General features: G+C 65.9%; 20 protein-coding genes. 17 read left to right on the forward strand and 3 right to left on the reverse strand.

Features of this window, described 5'->3' with window-relative positions:
* Positions 1 to 213: 213 nt before the first annotated feature.
* The 11 genes from F2P46_RS13635 to F2P46_RS13685 all read left to right on the forward strand — a co-directional run bounded on the left by F2P46_RS13635 (position 214) and on the right by F2P46_RS13685 (position 14714).
* On the forward strand, positions 214 to 1464 hold the full coding sequence (locus tag F2P46_RS13635) for an ABC transporter substrate-binding protein (RefSeq protein ID WP_166890218.1): 1251 nt from the start codon (positions 214 to 216) through the stop codon (positions 1462 to 1464).
* 4 nt (positions 1465 to 1468) lie between these two features.
* Positions 1469 to 2362: a carbohydrate ABC transporter permease gene (locus tag F2P46_RS13640; RefSeq protein WP_166890221.1), complete on the forward strand. Its 894-nt coding sequence runs from the start codon at positions 1469 to 1471 to the stop codon at positions 2360 to 2362.
* Positions 2359 to 3228 carry a carbohydrate ABC transporter permease gene (locus tag F2P46_RS13645; RefSeq protein ID WP_166890223.1) on the forward strand — a complete coding sequence of 290 codons (870 nt, stop codon included), beginning with the start codon at positions 2359 to 2361 and terminating at the stop codon, positions 3226 to 3228. Before F2P46_RS13640 ends, F2P46_RS13645 begins: the two co-directional genes overlap by 4 nt.
* A gap of 3 nt (positions 3229 to 3231) precedes the next feature.
* The gene (locus tag F2P46_RS13650; RefSeq protein WP_166890226.1) at positions 3232 to 4284 is read left to right on the forward strand and encodes an ABC transporter ATP-binding protein; all 1053 of its coding nucleotides are present in this window, start codon (positions 3232 to 3234) and stop codon (positions 4282 to 4284) included.
* Positions 4285 to 4391: 107 nt separating this feature from the next.
* Positions 4392 to 5414, forward strand: coding sequence for a LacI family DNA-binding transcriptional regulator (locus tag F2P46_RS13655; protein ID WP_166890229.1), 1023 nt, complete (start codon positions 4392 to 4394; stop codon positions 5412 to 5414).
* A gap of 184 nt (positions 5415 to 5598) precedes the next feature.
* Positions 5599 to 8085, forward strand: a complete 2487-nt coding sequence (locus F2P46_RS13660) for a glycoside hydrolase family 3 protein (protein ID WP_166890232.1) — start codon at positions 5599 to 5601, stop codon at positions 8083 to 8085.
* Complete coding sequence (locus tag F2P46_RS13665) at positions 8082 to 8504, forward strand: hypothetical protein (RefSeq protein WP_166890235.1); 423 nt, start codon at positions 8082 to 8084, stop codon at positions 8502 to 8504. The genes F2P46_RS13660 and F2P46_RS13665 overlap by 4 nt, the downstream gene beginning before the upstream one ends.
* A 1-nt stretch (position 8505) precedes the next feature.
* A complete protein-coding gene (fucP, locus tag F2P46_RS13670) occupies positions 8506 to 9801 on the forward strand; it encodes an L-fucose:H+ symporter permease (RefSeq protein WP_166890237.1) in 1296 nt (431 codons plus the stop codon).
* 152 nt (positions 9802 to 9953) lie between these two features.
* Complete coding sequence (locus F2P46_RS37045) at positions 9954 to 10718, forward strand: DUF4142 domain-containing protein (protein ID WP_229509266.1); 765 nt, start codon at positions 9954 to 9956, stop codon at positions 10716 to 10718.
* A gap of 104 nt (positions 10719 to 10822) precedes the next feature.
* A complete protein-coding gene (locus tag F2P46_RS13680) occupies positions 10823 to 11773 on the forward strand; it encodes an AEC family transporter (protein ID WP_166890240.1) in 951 nt (316 codons plus the stop codon).
* A 94-nt stretch (positions 11774 to 11867) separates the two neighbouring features.
* On the forward strand, positions 11868 to 14714 hold the full coding sequence (locus F2P46_RS13685) for a GGDEF domain-containing protein (protein ID WP_166890243.1): 2847 nt from the start codon (positions 11868 to 11870) through the stop codon (positions 14712 to 14714).
* On the opposite strand, the gene F2P46_RS13690 is transcribed toward F2P46_RS13685, so the two are convergent.
* Together F2P46_RS13690 and F2P46_RS13695 are read right to left on the reverse strand one after the other, a co-directional pair.
* Positions 14711 to 15361 carry an FMN-binding negative transcriptional regulator gene (locus tag F2P46_RS13690; RefSeq protein ID WP_166890246.1) on the reverse strand — a complete coding sequence of 217 codons (651 nt, stop codon included), beginning with the start codon at positions 15359 to 15361 and terminating at the stop codon, positions 14711 to 14713. The genes F2P46_RS13685 and F2P46_RS13690 overlap by 4 nt on opposite strands.
* A gap of 1 nt (position 15362) precedes the next feature.
* On the reverse strand, positions 15363 to 15827 hold the full coding sequence (locus F2P46_RS13695; RefSeq protein ID WP_166890248.1) for an OsmC family protein: 465 nt from the start codon (positions 15825 to 15827) through the stop codon (positions 15363 to 15365).
* Positions 15828 to 16088: 261 nt separating this feature from the next.
* Between F2P46_RS13695 and F2P46_RS13700 the strand changes: the two genes are divergently transcribed.
* The 6 genes from F2P46_RS13700 (at position 16089) to F2P46_RS13725 (ending at position 22587) form a co-directional block, all read left to right on the forward strand.
* Entirely contained in the window at positions 16089 to 17573 is a 1485-nt protein-coding gene (locus tag F2P46_RS13700; RefSeq protein WP_166890251.1) for a PLP-dependent aminotransferase family protein, read from the forward strand.
* Between the two features lie 14 nt (positions 17574 to 17587).
* Positions 17588 to 18160 (forward strand): DNA-3-methyladenine glycosylase I, encoded by a 573-nt coding sequence (locus tag F2P46_RS13705; RefSeq protein WP_166890254.1) that lies wholly within the window; start codon positions 17588 to 17590, stop codon positions 18158 to 18160.
* A complete protein-coding gene (gene mnmC, locus F2P46_RS13710; RefSeq protein WP_166890255.1) occupies positions 18157 to 19797 on the forward strand; it encodes an FAD-dependent 5-carboxymethylaminomethyl-2-thiouridine(34) oxidoreductase MnmC in 1641 nt (546 codons plus the stop codon). Before F2P46_RS13705 ends, mnmC begins: the two co-directional genes overlap by 4 nt.
* Positions 19798 to 19889: 92 nt before the next feature.
* Positions 19890 to 20597, forward strand: a complete 708-nt coding sequence (locus F2P46_RS13715; protein ID WP_166890257.1) for a HAMP domain-containing sensor histidine kinase — start codon at positions 19890 to 19892, stop codon at positions 20595 to 20597.
* Positions 20594 to 22279: a response regulator gene (locus F2P46_RS13720; protein ID WP_166890259.1), complete on the forward strand. Its 1686-nt coding sequence runs from the start codon at positions 20594 to 20596 to the stop codon at positions 22277 to 22279. Before F2P46_RS13715 ends, F2P46_RS13720 begins: the two co-directional genes overlap by 4 nt.
* Positions 22280 to 22371: 92 nt before the next feature.
* Positions 22372 to 22587, forward strand: coding sequence for a hypothetical protein (locus F2P46_RS13725; protein ID WP_099874024.1), 216 nt, complete (start codon positions 22372 to 22374; stop codon positions 22585 to 22587).
* A gap of 183 nt (positions 22588 to 22770) precedes the next feature.
* Here the strand turns inward: F2P46_RS13725 and F2P46_RS13730 are convergent, their stop codons facing one another.
* A complete protein-coding gene (locus tag F2P46_RS13730) occupies positions 22771 to 23442 on the reverse strand; it encodes a PhaM family polyhydroxyalkanoate granule multifunctional regulatory protein (RefSeq protein WP_229509267.1) in 672 nt (223 codons plus the stop codon).
* Positions 23443 to 23528 lie beyond the last annotated feature (86 nt).

Here is a 23528-nt window from a genome sequence, read left to right on the forward strand (position 1 = left end):
ACGCGCCAAGGCGACGCCCGGCTGTTGTGAAACGTTAACAAAATGCCGGCGCAGCGGATGGTCTTTCATCCCTTCCTGCCGGTTTTCCGGCACGATGTTATTTCGTTGACACTGAAAATCGATGGGTGTTATATTCGTGTGCCCGGGATGGTAACGTTTCCAATCTAGCGTTATCCCGGCCAGCGGACACAGATCCGCACACAAGGAGACAGGATGCACACAGCACACAAGCTGGCGCTGGCGGCAGCGCTCGCGCTGGGCGCCTGCGCCACGGCGCACGCGGCGGGACCGACGGCCGGCGCGCCCCGAGCCGAGGTGATTCACTGGTGGACCTCGGGCGGCGAATCGGCCGCCGTCAAGACCATCGCCGACGCCTACCGCGCCGCCGGCGGGGTGTGGGTCGATACCGCCGTCGCCGGCAACGAACAGGCGCGCGCGGTGGCGGTCAACCGCATCGTGGGCGGCAATCCGCCCGCCGCCGCCCAGTTCAACGCCTCCATGCAGTTCCTCGACATCGTCGAACAGGGCATGCTCAATAACGTCGACGAGATCGCCGCCAAAGAGCGCTGGGATACCACCCTGCCGGCGCCGATCCGCGACGTCATCAAGGTCAAGGGCCACTACTACGCAGTGCCGCTGAACGTCCACATGCCGACCTGGATCTGGTATTCCAGGGCGGCGTTCGCAAAAGCGGGCATCGCCAAAGAGCCAGCCACGATGGACGAACTGTTCGCCGCGCTCGACAAGCTCAAGGCCGCCGGCCTGATACCGCTGGCGCACGGAGGCCAGTCGTGGCAGGAGAACATCGTCTTCATGGCGGTGCTGGCCAATGTGGGCGGCAAGGACCTGTACCTGAGCGTGTTGCGCGAGCGCGACCAGCGCGCCATCGCCTCCGAACCGTTCCGCCAGGTGCTGGTCGCGTTCAAGCGCCTCAAGTCGTACGTCGATCCCGGCTCGCCCGGGCGCAACTGGAACGACGCCACCGCCCTGCTGGTCAACAACAAGGCCGGCGTGCAGATCATGGGCGACTGGGTCAAGGGCGAGTTCAATGCCGCCAGGCTCACCGCCGGCAAGGAATACGGCTGCATTACCGGCTTCGGCCCGAAGGCGCCGTTCCTGATCCAGGGCGACGCCTTCATCTTCCCCAAGAGCGCCAACGCCGACACGCTCAAGGCGCAACAGCTGCTGGCCGGCGTGATGACAGCGCCGGCCACCCTGGCCGCCTTCAACCGGGCCAAGGGCTCGCTGCCGGTGCGCACCGACGTCGATGCCTCCACGCTCGACGCCTGCACCCAGGCCGCCATGACGGTGATGAAAGAGCGCACGCGCCATGTCGGCAACGGCGAGGTATACCTCACGCCCGACCAGAACGGCGCGCTGGTCGATGTGCTGACCGCCTACTGGAACACCGCCATGCCGGTCGAAAAGGCGCAGAAGAACATCGCCGCCGCCTTGAAGCGCTGACGCCATGCGCCACCGCCATCCCCGCGCCCGCACATTTGCCAAACAAGCCACGCCGTTCGCCGCGCTGCTGCCGATGGCGCTTACCGTCATCGTCGGCTACCTCGGCACGGTGCTCTGGTCGCTGCGTATTTCGCTGACCAACTCGCGCAGCTTCCCGTCCGATACCTTTGTCGGCATGGCGCAGTACACGCGCCTGTTCGAGAATGAACGCTGGCTGCTCTCGCTCAATAACCTGGCCCTGTACGGCGTGCTGTTCATCGGCGCCTGCCTGGTGATCGGCTTCCTGCTGGCCGTGTTCATCGACCAGAACGTGACCGGCGAAGGCGTGCTGCGCACGATCTTCCTGTATCCGTACGCGATGTCGTTTGTCGCCACGGGCCTGGTGTGGCAATGGATGCTCACGCCCGGCAACGGCATCGAACAAGCCGCCCACCAGTTCGGATTTGCGGGCTTTTCGTTCGACTGGATCGTCGACCAGGACATGGTCATGTACACGGTCGTCATCGCCACCGTGTGGCAGGCTTCCGGCCTGGTGATGGCGATGATGCTGGCCGGCCTGCGCGGCATCGACGGCGAAATCTGGAAGGCCGCGCGCCTGGACGGCATTCCCGCCTGGCGCGTGTACCTGTCGATCGTGCTGCCGATGATGTGGCCAACCATTGCCACCGTGCTGCTGCTGCTCACGACCGCCTTGGTCAAGCTGTTCGACGCGGTCGTCGCCATGACCCAGGGCGGCCCCGGCACGGCCAGCGAAGTGCCGGCCAAGTTCATCATGGACCACCTGTTCGGGCGCGCCAACATCGCCCTGGCCTCGGCCGGCGCGGTGGTGCTGCTGGTGCCGGTGCTGGCCATGCTGGCGCCGTATGCGTATGCGCGCAGCCGCAAGGGCCGCGCATGAAGCGCCGCTCCTCCAACTTCGTCAACCCCGCGCGCATCGGCATCTACGCTTTTTTGATCACCGCCGCGCTGTTCTTCCTGCTGCCGCTGTACGTGATGCTGGTCACCTCGGTCAAGCCGATGGAAGAAATCCGGCTCGGGAATATCTTCGCGCTGCCGCTGCGGATCACCTTCGAGCCATGGCGCAGCGCCTGGAGCGGGGCGTGCACCGGCGCCTCGTGCGAAGGCATTCGCGGCGGCTTCTGGAATTCGGTGGCGATCACCGTGCCGAGCACCATCCTGCCGATCCTGATCGGCGCCATCAACGGCTACGCGCTCTCGTTCTGGAAGCCGCGCGGCGCTTCGGTGCTGTTCGCCATACTGATGATCGGCGCCTTCATTCCGCTGCAAGTGATGATCTATCCGCTGGTGCGGGTGCTGGCCGCGTTCGGGGTGTTCGGGTCGCTGCCGGGCATCGTGCTGGTGCACATGATCTTCGCCATGCCGGTGATGACCTTGCTGTTCCGGAATTACTACGCGGCCGTTCCGCATGAACTGTTCCAGGCCGCGCGCATCGACGGCGGCGGCTTCTTTCGCATCTTCGCCCACGTGATGCTGCCGATGTCGCTGCCGATCATCGTGGTCGCGGCCATCATGCAGGTCACCGGCGTGTGGAACGATTACATCCTGGGGCTGGTGTTCGCGGGACGCGACAATGCGCCGATGACGGTGCAGCTCAATAACGTGATCAACACCACCACCGGCACGCGCCTGTACAACGTCAACATGGCCGCCACCATCCTCACATCGCTGGTGCCGCTGGCGATCTATTTCATCTCAGGGCGCTGGTTCGTGCGCGGAATCGCCGCCGGCGCGGTCAAAGGGTAATCAATGTCGAATGTCTGTGTCCGCAAGCTGTGCATCACCCTCGGTGGCAACGAGATCATCAAGGACCTCGACCTGGCGGTGGAAGAGGGCGAATTCCTGGTGCTGCTGGGCCCTTCCGGCTGCGGTAAATCGACCCTGCTGCACAGCATCGCGGGGCTGATCGATGTCAGCGCCGGCACGGTGGAAATCGGCGGCGAAGACATGACCTGGGCCGACCCGAGCGAGCGCCATATCGGCATGGTGTTCCAGTCGTACGCGCTGTATCCGACCATGACGGTGGAAAAGAACATGTCGTTCGGGCTGCGCATCAACGGCACGCCCAAGGCGGAGATTGCGCGCCGCGTTGCGCGCGCCGCCGACATGCTCCATCTGGGACCGCTGCTGGCGCGCAAACCGGCGCAGCTCTCGGGCGGACAGCGCCAGCGCGTGGCGATCGGGCGCGCGCTGGTGCGCGAAGCGGGCGTGTTTTTGTTCGACGAACCGCTCTCGAACCTGGACGCCAAGCTGCGCGCGGAACTGCGGCGCGAACTGAAACTGCTGCACCAGGGCCTGCGCTCGACCATGATCTACGTCACCCACGACCAGGTCGAGGCGATGACCCTGGCCACCCGCATCGTGGTCATGCGGGCCGGTAAAATCTTGCAGATCGGCGCCCCCGGCGACGTGTACGAGCGGCCAGCGAACCTGTTCGTGGCAGGCTTTCTGGGCGCGCCGTCGATGAACTTCATCGAGGGTGCGCTCGACCTTGAGGGCTGCTTTGCCGGCAAGGGCTTTCGCCTGGAAGGGGGCGCCGCGGGTGCGGCGGCCGGCCAGGCGCTGGTGCTGGGCATCCGTCCCGAGCACATTCGCATCGCCGACGACGGCGCGCTGGAAGGAAAGGTGGCGCTGGTCGAACCGATGGGCAACCACCAGATCGTGTGGATCGCCACCGCCGGCCAGCAGCTCTCGGCCATCGTCAACGACACGCGCGTGTTCGCGCTGGGCGAGACGGTGCGCTTCGCGGTCGATGCGGCGCGCGTGTCGCTGTTCGACAAGGCCAGCGAGCAACGCCTGTAATCGGGACTGGAAAGGCAGGCGCCGGGCATGCATAATCCGACGTTTGCGGTATGCTTTCGCTGTATTTACTAAACTGATGGTCTTGAATTGAACAAGCAAAGGACGCCGTGGCCAATATCAAAGACGTAGCACGCCTTGCCGGCGTAGGCCTGGGAACCGCGTCGCGCGTGGTCAGCGGCAAGGGCTCGGTCTCGCCAGCGACGCTGGAACGGGTCAAGAAAGCCATCGCGGAACTCGATTTCCGCCCGTCGCACGCGGCGCGCTCGCTGCTCTCCGGCACCTCGCAGATGATCGGCGTATACATCCCGGTCCTCAAGGGCACCTTCTACACCCCCATCCTGCAGTCGATCGACACGGCGCTGCGCGCCGCCGGCCTGCACATGGTGGTCGCGTTCGGGGTCGGCTCGGGCGACGCGCGGCGCCAGGCCATCGAAGGCATCGACTTTTTGATGGAGCGCGGCTGCGACGGCCTGATTTTGCTGACCAATCTGCTGACCGACGACGACATCGCCGCGCTCGGGCCGAAGCAGTCGCGCGTGGTGGTGCTGGGCCACAGCGTCGAAAGCATTCCCGAGCAGTGCTTTTCGGCCGACCATACGCAGGGCGGCATCGCGGCGGCGCGGGCGCTGCTGGAGCGCCGTCATCGCAAGATCGCCGTGATCGCCGGGCCATCGACCTCGCCCGACAACGTCGAGCGCATCGCCGGCTTCATGGGCGAGTTGGAACGCAGCGGCATCGCTACCAACAAGATGTGGGTGGCCGAGAGCGACTTTTCGCCGCAGGGCGGATGGGACGCGGCGGCCGAGCTGGTGGCGTCCGGGCACAAGTTCACGGCGCTGTTTTGCGCCAATGACGAAATGGCGGTCGGCGCGCTGTCGTACTTCCAGGACGTGGGGCTGGCGGTGCCGGGCGACGTGTCGGTGCTCGGTTACGACGATACCCCGAGCGCGCAGTTTTCGGCGCCGCGCCTGACGTCGGTGCACATTCCATGGCGCGACGTGACCCTGAGCGGGCTCAATGCGCTGCTCAATCGCTGTTACGGCAGCGCGCACCCGGTCGAGCGCGAGTTTCCGATCAGCGTGACGGTGCGCGCATCGCTGGGCAAGCCGGCCAGGCGCCGCGCGGAGTAGGGCCCAGGCGGCTGCGCCGCCTCGTCGTTCCCGCGCAGCTTACGCAATCTTATGATTGACAAAATTTCTTCATCGTCGCACTATTGATCGTCGGTTGGGAGCGTTTCCAACTTATGGCAGCAGCAGAACGGACCCTGGCACCGGTTTTCACCGGCAGGCATTTCCACTTTTTCGCACTGACACCATGATCAAGCAATCCTGTCTTATCGCAGCCGTCGCGCTGCTGCACGCCAGCCACGCCGGCGCCGCTCCCCGCAACCTGACCGACTGGCCGCGCGTACGCAGCGCCGTCGCCCCGGACGCCGCGCTCGAAGCGAAAGTCGCCGGCATCGTGGCTGGCATGACGCTCGCGCAAAAAGTCGGCCAGATGACCCAGCCCGAAATCAAGGCCATCACCCCCGAGCAGGTGCGCGAGTTCTATATCGGCTCGGTCCTCAACGGCGGCGGCAGCTGGCCGAACGGGAACAAGTACGCGACGGCGGCCGACTGGGTCGCGCTGGCCGACAAATTCTACGACGCGTCGATGAGCACCGACATGAACGTGAAAGTGCCGGTCATCTGGGGCATCGACGCCATGCACGGCAACAGCAACGTGTACGGCGCCACCCTGTTCCCGCACAATATCGGCCTGGGCGCGGCGCATAACAAGAAGCTCGCGCTGCAAATGGGCGAGGCGGTCGGCAAGGCGGTGCGCGCGACCGGCATCAACTGGGTGTTCGCGCCGACGCTGGCGGTCACGCGCGACGATCGCTGGGGCCGCACCTACGAGAGCTTTTCGGAAGATCCGGCGCTGGTAAGCAGCTACGCCGCCGAATACGTGCGCGGCATGCAGGGCAAGTTCCGCGACGACGCCAACGTGGTCGCCACCGCCAAGCACTTCATGGGCGACGGCGGCACCGACCAGGGCAAGGACCAGGGCGTCACCCGCGCCACGCCGGCGCAGATGATGAATATCCACGGGGCCGGCTACTACAGTGCGCTGGACGCCGGGGCGCAGACGGTGATGGCCTCGTTTAACAGCTGGGTCGATGTATCGTCCGGCAAGGACTACGGCAAGGTCCATGGCAGCAAGGAGCTGTTGACCGACATCCTCAAGACCAAAATGGGCTTCGACGGCCTGGTGGTGAGCGACTGGGACGGCATCGGCCAGGTGAAAGGCTGCCGCAACGACAGCTGCGCCCAGGCGATCAACGCCGGCATCGACATGATCATGGTGCCGAACGACTGGAAAGCCTTTATCGCCAACACCATCAAGCAGGTGGAAGCGGGCGAGATTCCGATGGCGCGCATCGACGACGCCGTGACGCGCATCCTGCGCGTGAAGCTGCGCGCGGGCCTGTTCGGACACAAGCCGTCGGCCGGAAAATACGCCGGCAAGCCGGAAGCGCTGCAGGCGCGCGCGCTGGCGCGCCAGATGGTGCGCGAGTCGCTGGTGCTGCTCAAGAACGACGGCGGCGCGCTGCCCCTCGCACGCAGCAAGAAGATCCTGGTGGTCGGTAAAAGCGCCGACGACCTGTCGCTGCAAACCGGCGGCTGGTCGCTGACGTGGCAGGGCACCGACAACAAGAACAGCGATTTTCCGAACGGCGAAACGATCCTGGCCGGCATCAAGGACGCCGCCGGCGCCGCCAACGTGACCTACAGCGCCACCGGCGAGGGCGTCGACGTGGCGGCCTTCGATACGGTGGTGGCGGTGATCGGCGAAACGCCATACGCGGAGTTCGGCGGCGATATCGGTCCGTCCGGCACCCTGCGCCACAGCGGACGCTATCCGGAAGACCTGGCGGTACTCAAAGCCGTCGCCGGCAAGGGCAAGCCGGTGGTGACCGTGCTGGTGTCGGGCCGCGCACTCTATACCAATGACCTGATGAATTTGTCCGACAGTTTTGTCGCCGCCTGGCTGCCCGGATCGGAAGGCAAGGGCGTGGCCGATGTGCTGTTCAAGGGCGCGCATGGCTTCAAGGGCAAGCTGTCGTTCTCGTGGCCCAAGTCGATCTGCCAGGCGACGGTGAATGTGGGCGACGCCGATTACGCGCCGCTGTTCAAGACCGGCTACGGCCTGACCTACGCCAGCAAACAAAAGGTCGGCCAGCTCGACGCCGGTTATGCCGACGGCGGCTGCGGCGTGACCAATCTGTACCCGGTCTTTAACCAGTCGGACCGCGCCACCTGGCCTTTGTTCGTGGTGGTGGGCGACAAGCGCAGCGCGCTCGGCGCCGACTTGAACAACGCCATCACCGAGCCCGGCGTGAAGATCGAGACTTCGCAGGTGAACACCCAGCAGGATGCCAAGAACGTCTTTTGGAGCGGCCCGGCGCGCCTGGAGGCGCATGGCGCCAGGGCGCTCGCCCTGCCGGCGTTTGCCACCAAGGATGGCGCGCTGCAGTTCGATACCATCGTCACCAGCGCGCCGGCCGGCAAGGTACTGGTGTCGATGGACGGCGCGGCGCTCGACCTGACGGCGGTGTTCAAGGGCCTGGTCGGCAAGGCCAAGCAGACCATCAGGATTCCGCTGGCCTGCTTCACGGCCAAAGGCGCCGACCTGGCCAGGGTGCAAACGCCGTTCGCGGTGGCCAGCGACGCGGCATTGAACGCCGCCTTTGCCAATATCGAGGTGGCCGGCGGCGCCGCGCTCGAGAAGGACGCACTCAAGTGCGCCGACCTGAAATGAGTGCTGGCGCCTTCCCGGATGCGTGCCAGCTGGCCGATGCGGGCGGTGTGAGCGCCCGCTTCGAGGCTGGCTGCTCGTGGCCCGGGAGGGGCCGGCATATGCACATCGGGTCGGGTGCGGCGCCAGTCGGGCGCGCGCCGGAATCGGGCGCTCGCGCGAGCGAATCGGGCGGGTCGGGTATCATTCCGGCTGCGCTGGGCTTGCCAGCGCGCCGCGCGTATGTACGCGCTTCGGCCGCGCCGGTCTTGCCCGGCCGCGGTCCGCAGCCGGTTCGCAGCGTACTGGCCGGCCCTTCCCCGCGCGTTTCCATGGCGCGGATACGCACGTATCCGCTCACGGAAAAGCATTGCGCGTTCCTCGGTGTATCGGCGTTTTTGCCGGAACAGATGAAAGGGGGCTCGATTAACATGAAGGAGTAGCATGCAACACGTATCGACGGCCAAGGCCGTGCCGCAGGCGCCGGGTGCGCACCAGGGCCATACCGGCCCGTTGATCGTCATCACCATCCTGTTTTTCATGTGGGGCTTCCTCACCTCCCTGAACGACGTCCTGATTCCCCATCTGAAGTCGGTGTATGAGCTGAGCTACGTGAAGGCCATGCTGGTGCAGCTGTGCTTCTTCGGCGCTTACCTGGTGGTGTCGCTGCCGGCCGGCTTCCTGATCAAGAAAATCGGCTACCAGAAGGGCGTCGTGGCCGGCCTGGCCATCGCCGCCACCGGCTGCGCCATGTTCTATCCGGCCGCGAACGCCGGTTATGCGCTGTTCCTGCTGTCGCTGTTCGTGCTCGCCGCGGGCATCACGGTGCTGCAGGTGGCGGCCAATCCCTACGTCACGGTGCTGGGCGACCCGGCCACCGCATCGAGCCGGCTGACCCTGACCCAGGCTTTCAACTCGCTGGGCGCCACGGTGGCGCCGTATCTGGGCGCGCTGCTGATTTTGTCGAGCACCGTGCTCTCGTCGGACGACCTGAAAAAACTGCCGGCGGCCGAACAGATCGCGTACCGCGCGCACGAAGCGGCCACGGTGCAGCTGCCCTACCTGATGATGGCGGCGCTGCTGGTGGCGCTGGCGGTGTTCTTCGCCATGGCGCGCCTGCCGGCCATTGCCGACAGCGACGACGCTGCCGCCGCCGCCGATCATGGCGACGACAAGACCTCGGTCACCGGTTACCGCCATCTGGTGCTGGGCGCGGCCGGGATCTTTTTGTATGTGGGCGCGGAGGTCAGCATCGGCAGCTTCCTGATCAACTTCATGGGCGAAAAAAACATCGCCGCGTTCAGCGCCGACACCGCCGCCAAATACGTCACCATCTACGGCGGCGGCGCCATGATTGGCCGTTTCATCGGCTTTGCGGCGATGCGCTACATCAGCCCGGGCAAGGCGCTGGCCTTCAATGCGGCCTGCTCGATCGCGCTGATCATGGTGGCGGTATTCGGCAGCGGCATGACGGCGATGTGGGCGATCCTGCTGGTCGGCCTGTGCAACTCAATCATGTTCCCGACCATTTTCAGTATGGCGCTGCACAAGCTGGGCAAATTCACCGGGCAGGGATCGAGCATCCTGTGCATGGCCATCGTCGGCGGCGCAGTGGTGCCGCTGGCGCAAAGCGTGCTGGCCGATGCGTTCGGCGTGCAGTTGTCGTTCCTGGTGCCGGCCGCCTGCTACCTGTTCGTCATCTATTACGGGCTCAAGTACGCCAAAATGTACCAGGGCTGATCTGCGGTTCGCCGCAGACAGACGCCGCCGCTTGCCGGCGGTGTTTTCATTTGCGCGCGCCGATTTGGTTGAACTTGCGGGCGCGGAGCGCGGTCCAAACGAGACAGGTGCCCGCGCGCGGGTGCCAACCCCAACCTCATCAGGAGATCGACATGTTCAGCAAGAAATCAGTAAAAGGATTGATCGGCATGTGCGCTGCGGCTGCGCTGTGCGCCAGCCTGGCTGTTCAGGCACAGACCGGCGGGAGCCAGGGCGGCAGCGGACAGGCCGGCACCGGGCAAGGCGCAACCGGCCAGGGCGGGACCGGACAAAGCGGGACCGGCCAAGGTGGCAGCGGGCAAGGCGGCAGCGGGACGGCCGGCGGGCAGGGCGCGAGCGGCCAGGGCGGGACCCAAGGCAGCACCGCCAGCGGCGGCGCCACCGGTACCGGCACGATCAGCAGCGCCGACCGCAAGATCGTCACCGACCTGGCCATGGCCAATATGGCCGAAATCGAGGCGGCGCGCACCGCCCAGGGCAAGAGCCAGGACGACCAGGTCAAGAAATATGCGCAGCAAATGATCGACGACCATACCAAGGCGCTGGGCGAGGTGCAGCAACTGGCGCAAACGAAGGGTGTCACCCTGCCATCCACACTGGACCGCGCGCACAAGGCCAAGGTCGACAAGCTGGCCGCGCTGTCGGGCGACGCCTTCGACCTCGCTTACATGGCGCAGGCCGGCGTGGCCGAGCACAAGAAAACCCACAGCATGCTGAGCAAAGCGCAGGGCCGCGCCAAAGATCCCGATATCAAGGCGCTGGTCACGCGCATGACGCCGACCGTGGAGCAGCATCTGAATGCGGCGAAAGAACTACACGGCAACAAGAGCAAGGCCACGGGCAGTTCGGGCGCGGGGATGGAAAAAACCGGCCAGTAGCATCGCCAGCAAGCAAGGCCGGCATCGCCGCGCGGCGGGCCGTCGATATCGGCGGCGGAAGGGACGCGGGCACGAGCTGAGCGGTCACGCTACAATGACCGCTCATGCTCGCCATCCTCGCCATTACCTTCCCGTTTTTCGCCCTGGTCCTGTGCGGCTACCTTGCCGTGCGGCGTCATTTGCTGCCGCAATTGGCCATTCCGGGCCTGAACAGTTTCGTCCTGTATTTTGCCTTGCCGTGCCTGCTGTACCGCTTCGGCTCGACCACGCCGCTGACCCAGTTGCTCGACGCCGGCCTGTTCGGCGTCTACCTGCTGTGCGCGCTGACGACGGTGGGCCTGGCCATGCTGCTGACCTTGCGCCGCGCCGGCTGGAACGATGGCGCTTTCGGGGCGCTGGTGGCGGCGTTTCCCAACACCGGCTTCATGGGTGTGCCGCTGCTGCTGGCCCTGCTCGGGCCGCGCTCGTCCGGGCCGGTGATCGTGGCGCTGGTGGTCGACCTGGTGATCACGACGTCGCTGTGCATCGCCCTGTCGCGACTCGGCCCGTCAGGCGGGCAGAGTAGCGCTGTAGCCCTGCGCAACGCCTTGAAAGGCATGCTGCGCAACCCGATGCCGTGGTCGATCCTGCTGGGCGCGCTGGCGTCCGGCGTCGGCCTGGTATTGCCCAAGCCCTTGATGAGCACCATCAGCCTGCTGGCCGACGCCGCTTCGCCGGTGGCGCTGTTTACCATCGGCGCGGTGCTGGCGCGCTCGCAGATGAACGCCAGCGGCGCCACCGCGCTGGCCGATTTTGTCCCGATTGCCTTGATCAAGCTGCTGATCCACCCACTGCTGCTGCTCGCCATCGGTCATGCCGCCATCAAGATGGGCATTCGCATCGACCCGGCCGCGCTGACGGTGCTGGTGCTGGTCGCCTGCCTGCCCAGCGCCAGCAACGTGGCGCTGCTGACCGAGCGCTTCGGCGCCGACACCGGCAGGGTGGCGCGCATCATCCTGGTCTCGACCGCACTGTCCTTCCTGAGCTTTTCGGCGGCTGTCTCGTTGCTGATATGAAACATTTCTGACTTCTGGCAGCCTGTTTGTGAAATAATAACGGGCGAGTCCATCGACGATGTGGCGGCAAATTCAGGGGTGTCGATTGCTAGAAATGTTTGCAGTGGAGCAGGAGCTGGCGCAACTGGAAGAGGAACTTTCTTCCCAGTACGGCGTCGCGCGCCTGAAGCCGATGCTGGCGCTGGCCTGGCACCTGCGCCAGCGCGACCCTGCGCGCGCGCGCACCCTGTCGCTTGACGCCGCGCCCCTGCTGGCGCTGCTGCCCGAAGCGGAACGGCGCCTGGAACAGGCGCGCTGCCAGCTGATCGACGGCGAAGCCGCCTGGCTGGACGGCCAGCTCGACGCCGCGCGCGCCCTGGCCGACGCGGCCTGGGAAGAATTCCACCGCCAGGACGACTCCATCGGCAGCGCCGACGCGCGCTGGCTGCGCGCCTGGATCGAGGTCGATCGCGGCAACGCCGCCGCCAGCGACGCCGAACTGGCGGGCGCCGCGCATGACGTCTGGCGCGCCGGCGACCGTTTGCGCGCCGACGTGATCGACGCCGCCGCCGCCTTGTTCGCGGTTTTCCGCAACCTGCACTCGGCCAATGAACGCTGGGGCAAGCGCTTCGATCCCGCCGAAAAAGGCCTGCACCCGGCTGCCGCCGGCTGGATCAACGACTACCTCGGCACCGCCGCCTTCCAGGCCAGCGACTTCGGGCGCGCCATCGGCCTCTTGATGAACACCTTCGAAGCGGCGCTGGCCACCGGCCAGGTGCGGCGCGCGATCAACGTCGCCACCAATATCGGCAACGCTTTCACCAGCCTCAATGCGCACCACGCCGCGCTCGAATGGATGCAGCGCGGGCTGGACCTGGCGCGTCCCACCGGCTGGCCGATGAGCATTGGCCTAGCCTTGATGCAGACCGCCGAAACCTTGCGCCAGCTGGGCCAGCGCGAAGCGGCGCTGGAACTGCTGCACGAAGCGCTGGCCACGCTCGCGCCCATGTCCGGATCGCGCGCCTACGCCATCGCGCTCGAATACGAAGGCGACCTGGCGCTCGACGGCGGCGACTATCCGGCGGCGCTGGCAAGCTTTGCGCGCCTGGAAGCGCGCGGCGAAGCGCTGCGCCAGGCGGACTTTCAAAGCGGCGCGCGGCGCGGCCAGGCGCATGCGCTGTCGCACATGAACCGCCCGCACGATGCGCTCGACAAAGCCGCCGCCGCGCTGGCGCTGGCGCGCGAACACGGCGACTCGTACAACCAGATCGCCGCGCTCAAGGTGCTGGCCGAGATCCACGCGCGCCACAGCCTGCCCGGTCCCGCGCCGCTGGAAGCGCCCAGTCCCGCGCTGCATTACCTGCGGCAGGCCATGGCGGTGGCGGCCACCATCGACGGCTACACGGTGCCTGGCGACCTGTATGACGCGGTGGCGCGCGAATACGCCAGCGTGGGCGATTACCCGCAAGCGTACGACATCGCGCTGCGCGCCGGCGCCGCGCGCGACAAGACCCACAGCCAGGAAGCGACAAACCGCGCCGTCGCGATGCAGGTGCAGTACCAGACCGAACGCGCCAAGACCGAAGGCGAGCATCATCGCCAGCTGGCCGCCGCCGAAGCCAAGCGCGCCGAGGTGCTGCAGCAGACCAGCGCCACGCTCGAACACCTGTCGGCCATCGGCCAGGAGATCACCACCCACCTCGACGCCGCCGCCGTGTTCCGCGCGCTCGACCGCCATGTGCATGGCCTGCTCGACGCCACCCATTTTTCCATCTTCCTGATCGATGCGGACGGCAGTTCCCTGAGCTGCGCCTTCGGTGTGGAAGCGGGCAAGGCGCTGCCGGCCACGCGCTATTCGCTCACCGACGAACATGCCAACTCGGCGCGCTGCGTGCGCGAGCGCTGCGAGATCCTGCTCGGCCTCAATGCCGGGGACGACATGCCGAACCTGATCCCCGGTACGCTGCCGACACTGAGCCTGCTGTTTGCGCCGCTGTTGATCGGCGAGCGGGTGCTGGGCGTGATGACGGTGCAGTCGCTACAGGCGAACGCCTACCGCGAAAGGGAGCGGCTGATTTTCCGCACCCTGTGCGCGTACGGCGCCATCGCCCTCGATAACGCCGGCGCCTACCTGCAGGTGGCGGCCACGCTCAAGGCCCTGAGCGCGACCCAGGCGCAGCTTCTGGAGAAGAACCTCGAACTCGAGCAAGCCTACAAGGCGCTGGAAGAGGTGAGCCTGACCGACCAGCTGACCGGCCTGCGCAACCGCCGCTTCTTCTTGCAGCATGTCGACGCCGACGTGGTCATGAGCCTGCGCGGCTACGACGACCCGTTGCGCAACGGCGCTGTCGAACGCGAGAACGCGCCGGGCAAGGACCTGGTGTTCTTCATGGTCGACCTGGATCACTTCAAGGAAGTCAACGATCTGCACGGCCACGCGGCCGGCGACGCGGTGCTGGTGCAGATGCAGGAGCGCCTGCGCGAAGTGTTCCGCGAGTCCGATTACCTGATCCGCTGGGGCGGCGAAGAGTTCCTGGTGCTGGCGCGCGCCACGCACCGCGACGACGCCAAGGTGGTGGCGGAACGGATTCGCCAGGCCGTCGCCAACCGCGACTTCGTGCTGCCCGACGGGACGGCCGTGCGCAAGACCTGCTCGATCGGGTTTGCGTGCTTTCCGTTCGTGCCGGAAGAACCGCGCCTGTTATCGTGGTCCGAAGTGGTGGAGCTGGCCGACCAGGGCCTGTACCTGGTCAAGCGCTCCGGGCGCAATGCCTGGGCCGGCATCTACAGCACGCCCGAAACCCGGCATGAGGGCGTTTTCTCGCGCTTGATCCACCATCTGGAACAGGCGCTGACCGATGGCGAGGCCAGGCTGGTGACCAATGTCGACGAGGTGCAGGTGGCGGCCGGCGCCAAGCCGCGGCGTTTGGTGCTCGCCACCGACAAAGTGACGCCGCGTTAGATTTCCGCGCGGCGCCGCATCGTTTGCGCCATCGGCTCATCCATGGCCGCCATGACCGTCCGCTGGTCGTTCTGCGAGCGGTTCTGGCTCACCTTCCATTTGCCGTGCATGCGCGTGACCGGAATTTCGATCCCGACGATCATCTCCACCAGGCGCTCGATGAAGTCGGGCGGGGCGTCGTCCATGGTCCATGGCGTTCTCTGCGTGCCTTCATGGCGCGCGGTCAGGCGGGCGAGCAGCGCGAGTATCCACGCCGGGTCTTCGATGGCGCGCAACGGGCCGTGCGCGTGCACCACGGCGTAGTTGTAGGTCGGGACCACTTTGCCGTTGATCTTCTTGTCCTCGTACAGCGCCGGCGTGATGTAGGCCGACGGGCCCTGGAACACCACCAGCGTCTCTCCTTCGTGGCGCCAGAGCGGATTGGCGCGCGCCACGTGGGCGCGCAGGATGCCGAAGGGCGCGCCGGCTACCGCGTCGGCTACCGCGCCGGCTACCGCGTCGGCGTCGGCGGCGTCGATCACGAACGGAATGTGGTTGGCGTCCAGGCCGGCGTCGCCGTGCGTGATGACGGTGCCCAGCGGGTGCTCGTCGATCAGGCCGTGCAGCAGGGCGGGGCGGATTTCGTCGAAACAGGAAGGTCCGTACATCTTATGCACTCCCTTCGATGACCACGTCGGCCTTGATCGAATTGGCGATGTAGCACTGCGCGTGGGCGGCGTGGTGCAGGGCGTCGAGTTGGGCGGCGTCCGGACGCGTGCCGTCGGCGAAGCCGATCGCCGGACGCAGCACGATGCGGGTCATGGCCATCTTGCCGTCGGCGTTTTTGCTCATGGTGCCGATGGCGTGGTCAAGGTAGGCGTCCACCACGTGTCCGGCGCGCGCGGCCAGCGACAGGAAAAACAGCATGTGGCAGCTCGACACCGCCGCGACCAGCGCCTCTTCGGGATCGACGGCGGCGGGATCGGACATCGGCGGCGCGACCGACAGGGGCGACGAGGAGGCGGGCACCCGCAGGCCGCCGTCGAAGGTCCAGGCGTGGGCGCGGCTGTAGCGCTTGTCCAGGAACGGCTGCGCACCGCGCTGCCAGGCCAGTTGTGCTTCGAATTGCTGCATTTTTTCTCCAAAGGTCTGTGTGTAGCGCTACCGGACGTTAGTGCGACCGCACCAACCCCCGTCATTCCCGCGCAGGCGGGAATCCAAGGCATCTGCGATCCGCATAGAAAATTGGATTCCCGCCTGCGCGGGAATGACGGGGTACTGTTGGCGGTACTAATGCAGTGGGTGCGGCGGCCAAGCGATCATCTTATGCGCCACTTTGGCTTGCTCAAATATCCAATTCACGCGATTATGTGAAGACCAATTTTTGAGATCGCCATGCTCGTCACCGACATCCTCGCCGCCTTGCCCCTCGCGCGCGGCACACAAGACCCCCTGTTCCGCCAGCTCTACGCGCAGATCAAGGACGCCATCCTGCGCGGCACGCTCGGCGCCGGCATGCAGCTGCCGCCCACGCGCGAACTGGCGCGCCTGCTGTCGGTCTCGCGCCAGACGGTGCTCAACGCCTACGACCAGCTTGGCGCCGAAGGCTACCTCAGTGGCGCCGTCGGCAAAGGCACCTTCATCAGCGAGCACCTGGCCCAGGCCGCGCCCGCCCCGCACGTTACCCAGGCCACGCTGGCGCCGATGCGCCCCCTGTCCGCGCGCGGCGAGGCCTATTGCGCGGCCATGGAAAGCGTCGGCTTCCATCAAGGGCAACTGCGTCCTTTCCGCGTCAGCATGCCGTCGCTCGACCTGTTCCCGTTCGATGTCTGGAGCCGCCTGGAGGGGCGGCGCTGGCGCCATCCCGACTACCACATGGGCTACAGCGACCCGGCCGGCTACGCGCCATTGCGCGAACTGCTGTGCGTCTACCTGCGCGCCTCGCGCGGCGTGAGCTGCACACCCGAACAGGTGGTCATCACCTCCGGCTCGCAACAGGGCCTGTTCCTGCTCTCGCAACTGCTGCTCGCGCCTGGCGACGAGGTCTGGGTCGAGTCGCCCGGCTACCAGGGTGCCAGCGCACCGCTGTTCGCCGCCGGCGCCAACGTGCGCACCGTACCGGTGACGGCCGACGGCATGGATGTCGCCTACGGCATCGCGCATTACCCTGACGCGCGCATGGTGCTGGCCACGCCCTCGCACCAGCTGCCGCTCGGCGTGACCATGAGCCTGCAGCGCCGCCTGGAGCTGCTGCGCTGGGCAGCCGCCAAACGCGCCTGGATCATCGAGGACGACTACGACAGCGAGTACCGCTACACCGGCCCGCCGCTGGCGTCGCTACAAAGCCTGGACCGCGCCGGCTGCGTGCTGTACGTCGGCACCTTGTCGAAGGTGCTGTTCCCAGGCCTGCGCCTCGGGTACATCGTGGCGCCGCCGGCGCTGGTCGAACCGGTGGTGCGCGCCAAGGCGGTGATGGACCGCCACACCGCCATCGTGCCGCAGATGGTGCTGGCCGACTTCATCGCGGACGGCCATTTTGGCCGCCACATCCGGCGCACGCGCGACGCATACGGCGAACGGCGCGCAGCGCTGCTGGACGCCATCGCCGCGCGGTTGGGCGATACGGTGCTGGTCGGCCCGTCCGACGCCGGCCTCGATCTGGCCCTGCATTTCCTGGGCGGCCACGATGAAGCGACGGTCGTGGCGCGCGCGCTGGAGCAGGGCATCGAAACGCGCGCGCTGGCGTATTATGCGAACCGCTCGGCCACGCCCGCGTGCGCATTCGCTCCCGGCCTGCTGCTGGGGTTTTCGTCGCTCACGCCGGCGCAGATCGTGCACGGAATCGATGTGCTGGCGAAGGTGCTAAGCCTGCCGCCTTGAACTATACTGGCGTCATGACTATTGAACGCTGCTCCTGGGCCAACCCGGCCAATCAACGCTATCTCGATTACCACGACCACGAGTGGGGCGTGCCTTGCCACGACGAGAACACGCTGTTCGAAATGCTCAACCTGGAAGGCGCGCAGGCGGGCCTGAGCTGGGAAACGATCTTGAACAAGCGCGACAGCTACCGTCTCGCGTTCGATCACTGGGATGCCGAAAAAATCGCCCGCTACGACGCCGCCAAGGTGGCCGAACTGCTGGCCAATCCCGGCATCGTGCGCAACAAGCTCAAAGTGGCCGCCGCCATCACCAACGCCCAGGCCTACCTGCGCCTGCGCGCCGAAGGCAGTTCGCTCGACGACTACCTGTGGGGTTTTGTCGACGGCCAGCCGATCGTCAACCATTACAGCGGCGACGAGCACTCGCCGGCCAAGACCGCGCTGTCGGACCGGCTCTCGAAAGACCTGCTTGGGCGCGGCTTCAAGTTTGTCGGATCGACCATCGTGTACGCCTACATGCAGGGCATCGGCATGATCGACGACCACGCCGCAAACTGCTTCCGTCACGCGAAGCGGCGCGCATGAACTGGCAAAACATCTGGGGCGAACGCGCCCACTTCGTCATTTTCGATGCCGCCTACGGCGACGGCGCGGCCTTTCAAAAGACGCTGCGCGCCTGGCGCAACGACCCGCGCCGGCCCGCGCGCCTGCATTACATTGCGCTGGCCAATGAAGCGCTGCCCGGCTACCGGCGCATTCCGCAAATTGAAGACGCGGTCACGCTCGACCTGCTCAGCGCGCCGCTCGACAGCGCGCTCGAACAACTGACGGCGCGGCTGGACGTCATCTGGCTGCACGACGTCCAAGACGCCGGCACCCGCTTCGCGCACGCGCTGGGCAAGCTCGCCGCGCCGGGCGCGCTGCTCGACGCCGAGAGCTTGACGCACGCGCAAGTGGCGACCCTGGGGCGCGCCGGCTTTGCCTGGGAACCCGGTGGGCAGCGCGCCGTCTACGCCAGCCGCCGTCCGCAGGCCGAAGCGGCGCCGCCGCGTGCGCGCCACGCCATCGTGATCGGCGCTGGCCTGGCTGGCGCCGCCGCCTGCGAACGCCTGTGCGTGCGCGGCTGGAAGGTGACCTTGATCGAACGCCATGCGCAGCCGGCGCGCGAAGCGTCCGGCAACCGTGCCGGCATTACCATGCCGCTGCTGTCGAAAGACGACAACCTGATGACGCGCCTGTCGCGCGCCGCCTTCCTGTATGCGCAAGCCTACTGGAACCGCATCGACGAGAACAGCATTGATCAAGCCCGCTGCGGCGTGCTGCAACTGGCGCGCGACGCCGCCCACGCCGAGGTCCAGCGCGCCATCGCCGCAAGCCACCCTTACCCGCTTGATTTTGCCGAGTGGCTGGAAGCTCCGGCGGCGACCGGACTGCTTGGCGCGCCCGCACCGGATGGGGCCTGGCTGTTCCGCCAGGGTGGCTGGATCCGGCCCGCCAGCGCCTGCGGCGCCATGCTCACCGCCTGCGGCGAAGCGTTGACACGCCGCTTCGGCGCCGGCACCGTGACGCTCGAAAAACGCGGCGCCGACTGGTGCGCCATCGACGCCGCCGGCGAGGTGCTGGCGCAAGCGCCGGTGCTGGTGCTGGCCAACGGCACCGGCGCGGCCGACGTGGCGCAAGCCGCCGGCCTGCCTTTGGCCGCCGTCCGCGGGCAGGTTACCCATCTGGCCGAAGGCGCCGCGCCGGCGCTGCCCTTCGTGCTCTGTCGCGAAGCCTACCTGACACCCGCCGTCGGCGGCCTGCACAGCCTGGGCGCCAGCTACGACGATGACGACGATCCGGCCCTGCGCCAGGCCAGCCAGGACCAGAACCTGGACAAGATCCGCACCATGCTGGGCGATCCCGCACTGGGGCGCGCCGCGCCGCTGCTCGGGCGCGTCGGCTTTCGCTGCGTGGCGCCGGACCGCATGCCGCTGGTGGGCGCCTTGCCCGACCCGGAGGCGGCCGGCCGCATCGAGCGCCTGCGCGACGTGCCGCGCCACCAGGGCGTGTACGGCTTGCTGGGCTACGCCTCGCGCGGGCTGACCTGGGCGCCGCTGGCGGCCGAACTGCTGGCTGCGCAACTCAATGGCGAGCCGCTGCCGCTCGAAGCGGACCTGGTCGCGGCGCTCGATCCGGCCCGTTTCCTGTTGCGCGAACGGCGCCGTGGCGAGGTAGGATAGCGAACCGGGCATATTGTCATCCGGTTATAATTGGTATGTAGCAACTTTTCTGCAACCGATCGCCGCGCCCAGCGTGGCTGGAGCCGATCACGATGGACGATGCGCCCGAGTCGAACGAGCTGTTTTTGTTTCTTGCGTCCACCGCGCACGATATGAAAAACTCCGTCAGCGTGCTGAGCGGCACCCTGGAAACCTTGCTTGCGCAAGCCGTCCCTGGCGCCGAGGCCGCCTATCCCCAGATGGCGCACATGCTGTACCAGACCAAGCGCCTGAACGACAACCTGATCCAGTTGCTGGCCCTCTACAAGCAGGTCGGTAAACCTGCCTATCCGTTCGACATGCAGCCACTGGCGATGGGCGACCTGGTGGCGCAGGTGGCCGGCGCGGGGCGCGTCCTGCTCGACTCGCGCCATATCAAGCTGGAAACGAAGGTCGACCCCGACCTGGTCTGGCATGTGGACGAAGACTTGATCGTCGGCGTGCTCGGGCATGCAATCAACAATGCCATCCATTACACCAAGGACACTATCCGCCTGGCCATCGACGTCGTCGACGGCGACCTGGAAATCCGCATCGAAGACAATGGCGGCGGCTATTCAAACGCCATGCTGGGCGCCGGTGTGTCGGCCATGCACGGCGCCAGCGCGGGCGTGAACTTTTTGACCAACAGCACCGGCCTGGGCCTGTATTTCTCCAGCGAAGTGGCCAAAATGCACAAGCACCGCCAGCGCAGCGGCTGCCTGCGCCTGGAAAACGGCGGCGCGTACGGCGGCGCCTGCTTCGTACTGAGCCTGCCATGATCGTCGATCCCAAGCCGACCGCCAACCTTGCCACCAGCATCCAGTTGGTCGACTGGGCTGGCAAGAATTACCTGGTGGTGGATGACTTCATCGGCATCCGCCAGTTGCTGCGCGAAAGCTTGCGCAACCTGGGCGCCAAGAATATCGACCAAGCCTCGAGCGGCGGCGAAGCGATCGCCATGCTGGCGCGCATCCGCTACGACGTGGTGCTGTGCGACTACAACCTGGGCGAGGGAAAGAACGGCCAGCAAGTGCTGGAAGAAGCGCGCGTGCGCAATTTGCTGCTGCCGAGCAGTGTCTGGCTGATGGTGTCGGCCGAGAAAAGTACCGAATCCGTGATGGGCGCGGCCGAACACCAGCCCGACGCCTACCTGATCAAGCCGATTACCGAGGGTGTGCTGCTGACCCGGCTGAACCGCGTGTGGCAAAAGAAACAGGTGTTCAAGCAGATCGACCAGGCGTTTGCCGAAAAGGATTACCTGCGCGCCGCCAGGATGTGCGACACCCAGATCGTGGCCAACAAGCTGCACGAAATGGAATTGCTGCGCATGAAAGCGCGCCTGATGCTCAAAAGTGGCGAGCCCGAAAAGGCGCGCGAAACCTATGAACGGGTGCTGCAGGAGCGCGATTACCAGTGGGCCAAGTCGGGCCTGGCCAGGATCCGCATGGCCAATGGCGAATACGAGCAGGCGCGCCAGATGTTCCAGGGCGTCATTTCCGAGAATCGCTACTACATTGACGCTTACGATCAGTTGGCGCTCACTTACCAGAGCATGGGGCAGATGGAGGAGGCCTGCGCCGTGCTCGAACGCGCCGCCAAGCTCTCGCCCAATTCGGTGACGCGCCAGCGCGCGCTCGGTCATGTGTCGCTCAAGCTGGGCAATGTGGCCATGGCTGAAAAAGCGTTCCGCAAGTGCATTTCGATCGGTGAATATTCGGTGATGAAAACCGTCGACGCGTATCTGGGCCTGGCGCGGGTCTGCGGGCTCAAGCTCGATACCAAGGAAGCGATGCAATTGCTGGTGCTGGCCCAACGCGAATTTTCAGGCGAGCAAGTCCAGCTGCGCTGCAAGATCACCGAAGGCATGGTCCACCACGAGAGCGGCGACTTCCAGCGCGCGCGCAAGGCGGGTGACGAGCTCGACGAACTGCTGGTCACCAATCCGGAACGCCCGGATACGCCCACCTGCCTGGAACTGGCGACGTTGCTGTTTTCCGTCGGGCACCGTGATTCGCCGGTCGAGCTGCTGTGTTACGTGATCAGGAACAATCACGACAACCTGCAACTGCTCGACGACGTGCAAAAAATCTTCGACCGCGCCCACATGAGCGACGAGGGGCTGGCCCTGATCCGTTCCTCGAAGAAGGAAGCGAGCGACCTGATGAACCAGGGCGTGTCGTTATGGAAAACCGGCAAGCTGCCCGACGCAGTGGCCTGGATGCGCAGCGCGCGCATGAGTTTGCCGAACAACCTGCGCATCCTGTTCAACTCGGCGCAGATCCTGATTTCCCATATGCAACAGCTTGGTTTTGACGCCGAACTGGCGGCCGAGGCGACCGAGGTGTTGCTTCACGTGGACAAAGTCTTGCCCGGGCAACAGCGCTTCGCCCAGCTCATGGAACAGCTTGCCGAACTGGCGCCGGGAGCGGCCGATGGGGCCGGCGGTGTTGATCCATCCTGAGCCGTTTTCACGTTTGCCCTTGTCCCCACGCTTGCTGGTGATAAACTGCTCACTGCGCGGAAGTTTCCGCATTCAAGAAGAAAGGGACGTACATGCGCGACATCGCAAATGAAGTCTATGAAAAAATGCGTGTAGGCAGCAGTGCATGGATTCGGCCAGTGGCCGCCAAGGGCGACACCGTGCCCTCGTTCCAGGCTGTGCATGAGCAAGTCAAACAGATGGCGGAAGATGGTTTGATTACCATTTCGACCATCAAACGCCAGGAAGATGGCTTGATCGACGCGATCAGGATTCAGCGACTGGCGTGAGTGCTGGGTTCCAGGAGTCAGCGGCTTGCGTAAGTGCTGGCTTTCAGAATTCAGCGACTGGCGTGAGAGCCCAGCCAATACCCTCAAAACCGTCATTCCCGCCTGCGCGGGAATGACGGTTTTAAGGTTAACGGGAATGATGGTTTTAGTGGGAATGACGCTTTTTAAGAAAGCGCCTTTGCGCTAAGCGTCGCTTTTCGGCTTGGCACGGCGCGATGCGGCCTTGGCCGCACTCTCCGGTTCGGCCTGGTTGGCGTTTGTCGCGCCCTCTGATGCTCCCTGCGGCGCTGCTTTCCCTCCAGCATCTCCCGCCTGGCCGGCCTTGTCCGCGCCCGCTTCCGGCGTCATCGCCGTCGTTACCGCCTGGTTAAATTGCTCCTGAAGCATGTTCCACCACGCCACGGGATTGTTCATCGCGTTCACTGGCGGCGCCTCCTGTTGCTTGACTGCCTCCGGCGCCTTGGCGGGCGCCTTGGCCGGTGCAGGGGCCGGCTGGCTGAAAAATGCCGACGCGAACGGCGCCGCCGCCAGCACCGATTTTTCATCCGCACCCGGCTGCTTGACGGCCGCCGCCAGGGTCGCACCCATCGATTTCAAGGTGGCGATCGTGCCGCGCTGCACTTCCATGGTCTGGATGGTGCCGCGCAGCATAGATACGTTGATGTTGAGCCAGGCCTCGACGGCTTTCAGGTCCGCGATTTTCTTGTCCAGCTCGTCGAGCGAGACGGGCGGCATGGCCATGTTGGGGAAGGACATCCCCGGCACGGCCATGCTTCCCCACAAATTCTTGACGAAGTCCAGCGTGTCGGTCACGGCGCCGACACCGGGGATGTTGGGCATGGGTGGTTTCAGCATGGAAGTCTCCGTTATGTAGAAGCCTGAGCGTAGCAGATAATTATCATCCTATCAAAGCTAGTTGTGCGAGGAGCAAAGCGCGCGCG

The organism is Massilia sp. CCM 8734, assembly GCF_011682155.1.
In the GTDB taxonomy this organism is placed as follows: domain Bacteria; phylum Pseudomonadota; class Gammaproteobacteria; order Burkholderiales; family Burkholderiaceae_D; genus Telluria_A; species Telluria_A rubra.

Coding starts and splice junctions, on each gene's coding strand:
- F2P46_RS13660 (WP_166890232.1), top strand. CDS start 5,599: ATGATCAAGCAATCCTGTCTTATCGCAGCCGTCGCGCTGCTGCACGCC.
- F2P46_RS13695 (WP_166890248.1), bottom strand. CDS start 15,827: ATGCAGCAATTCGAAGCACAACTGGCCTGGCAGCGCGGTGCGCAGCCG.
- F2P46_RS37045 (WP_229509266.1), top strand. CDS start 9,954: ATGTTCAGCAAGAAATCAGTAAAAGGATTGATCGGCATGTGCGCTGCG.
- fucP (WP_166890237.1), top strand. CDS start 8,506: ATGCAACACGTATCGACGGCCAAGGCCGTGCCGCAGGCGCCGGGTGCG.
- mnmC (WP_166890255.1), top strand. CDS start 18,157: ATGAACTGGCAAAACATCTGGGGCGAACGCGCCCACTTCGTCATTTTC.
- F2P46_RS13680 (WP_166890240.1), top strand. CDS start 10,823: ATGCTCGCCATCCTCGCCATTACCTTCCCGTTTTTCGCCCTGGTCCTG.
- F2P46_RS13725 (WP_099874024.1), top strand. CDS start 22,372: ATGCGCGACATCGCAAATGAAGTCTATGAAAAAATGCGTGTAGGCAGC.
- F2P46_RS13720 (WP_166890259.1), top strand. CDS start 20,594: ATGATCGTCGATCCCAAGCCGACCGCCAACCTTGCCACCAGCATCCAG.
- F2P46_RS13645 (WP_166890223.1), top strand. CDS start 2,359: ATGAAGCGCCGCTCCTCCAACTTCGTCAACCCCGCGCGCATCGGCATC.
- F2P46_RS13665 (WP_166890235.1), top strand. CDS start 8,082: ATGAGTGCTGGCGCCTTCCCGGATGCGTGCCAGCTGGCCGATGCGGGC.
- F2P46_RS13730 (WP_229509267.1), bottom strand. CDS start 23,442: ATGCTGAAACCACCCATGCCCAACATCCCCGGTGTCGGCGCCGTGACC.
- F2P46_RS13685 (WP_166890243.1), top strand. CDS start 11,868: ATGTTTGCAGTGGAGCAGGAGCTGGCGCAACTGGAAGAGGAACTTTCT.
- F2P46_RS13650 (WP_166890226.1), top strand. CDS start 3,232: ATGTCGAATGTCTGTGTCCGCAAGCTGTGCATCACCCTCGGTGGCAAC.
- F2P46_RS13690 (WP_166890246.1), bottom strand. CDS start 15,361: ATGTACGGACCTTCCTGTTTCGACGAAATCCGCCCCGCCCTGCTGCAC.
- F2P46_RS13635 (WP_166890218.1), top strand. CDS start 214: ATGCACACAGCACACAAGCTGGCGCTGGCGGCAGCGCTCGCGCTGGGC.
- F2P46_RS13705 (WP_166890254.1), top strand. CDS start 17,588: ATGACTATTGAACGCTGCTCCTGGGCCAACCCGGCCAATCAACGCTAT.
- F2P46_RS13700 (WP_166890251.1), top strand. CDS start 16,089: ATGCTCGTCACCGACATCCTCGCCGCCTTGCCCCTCGCGCGCGGCACA.
- F2P46_RS13715 (WP_166890257.1), top strand. CDS start 19,890: ATGGACGATGCGCCCGAGTCGAACGAGCTGTTTTTGTTTCTTGCGTCC.
- F2P46_RS13640 (WP_166890221.1), top strand. CDS start 1,469: ATGCGCCACCGCCATCCCCGCGCCCGCACATTTGCCAAACAAGCCACG.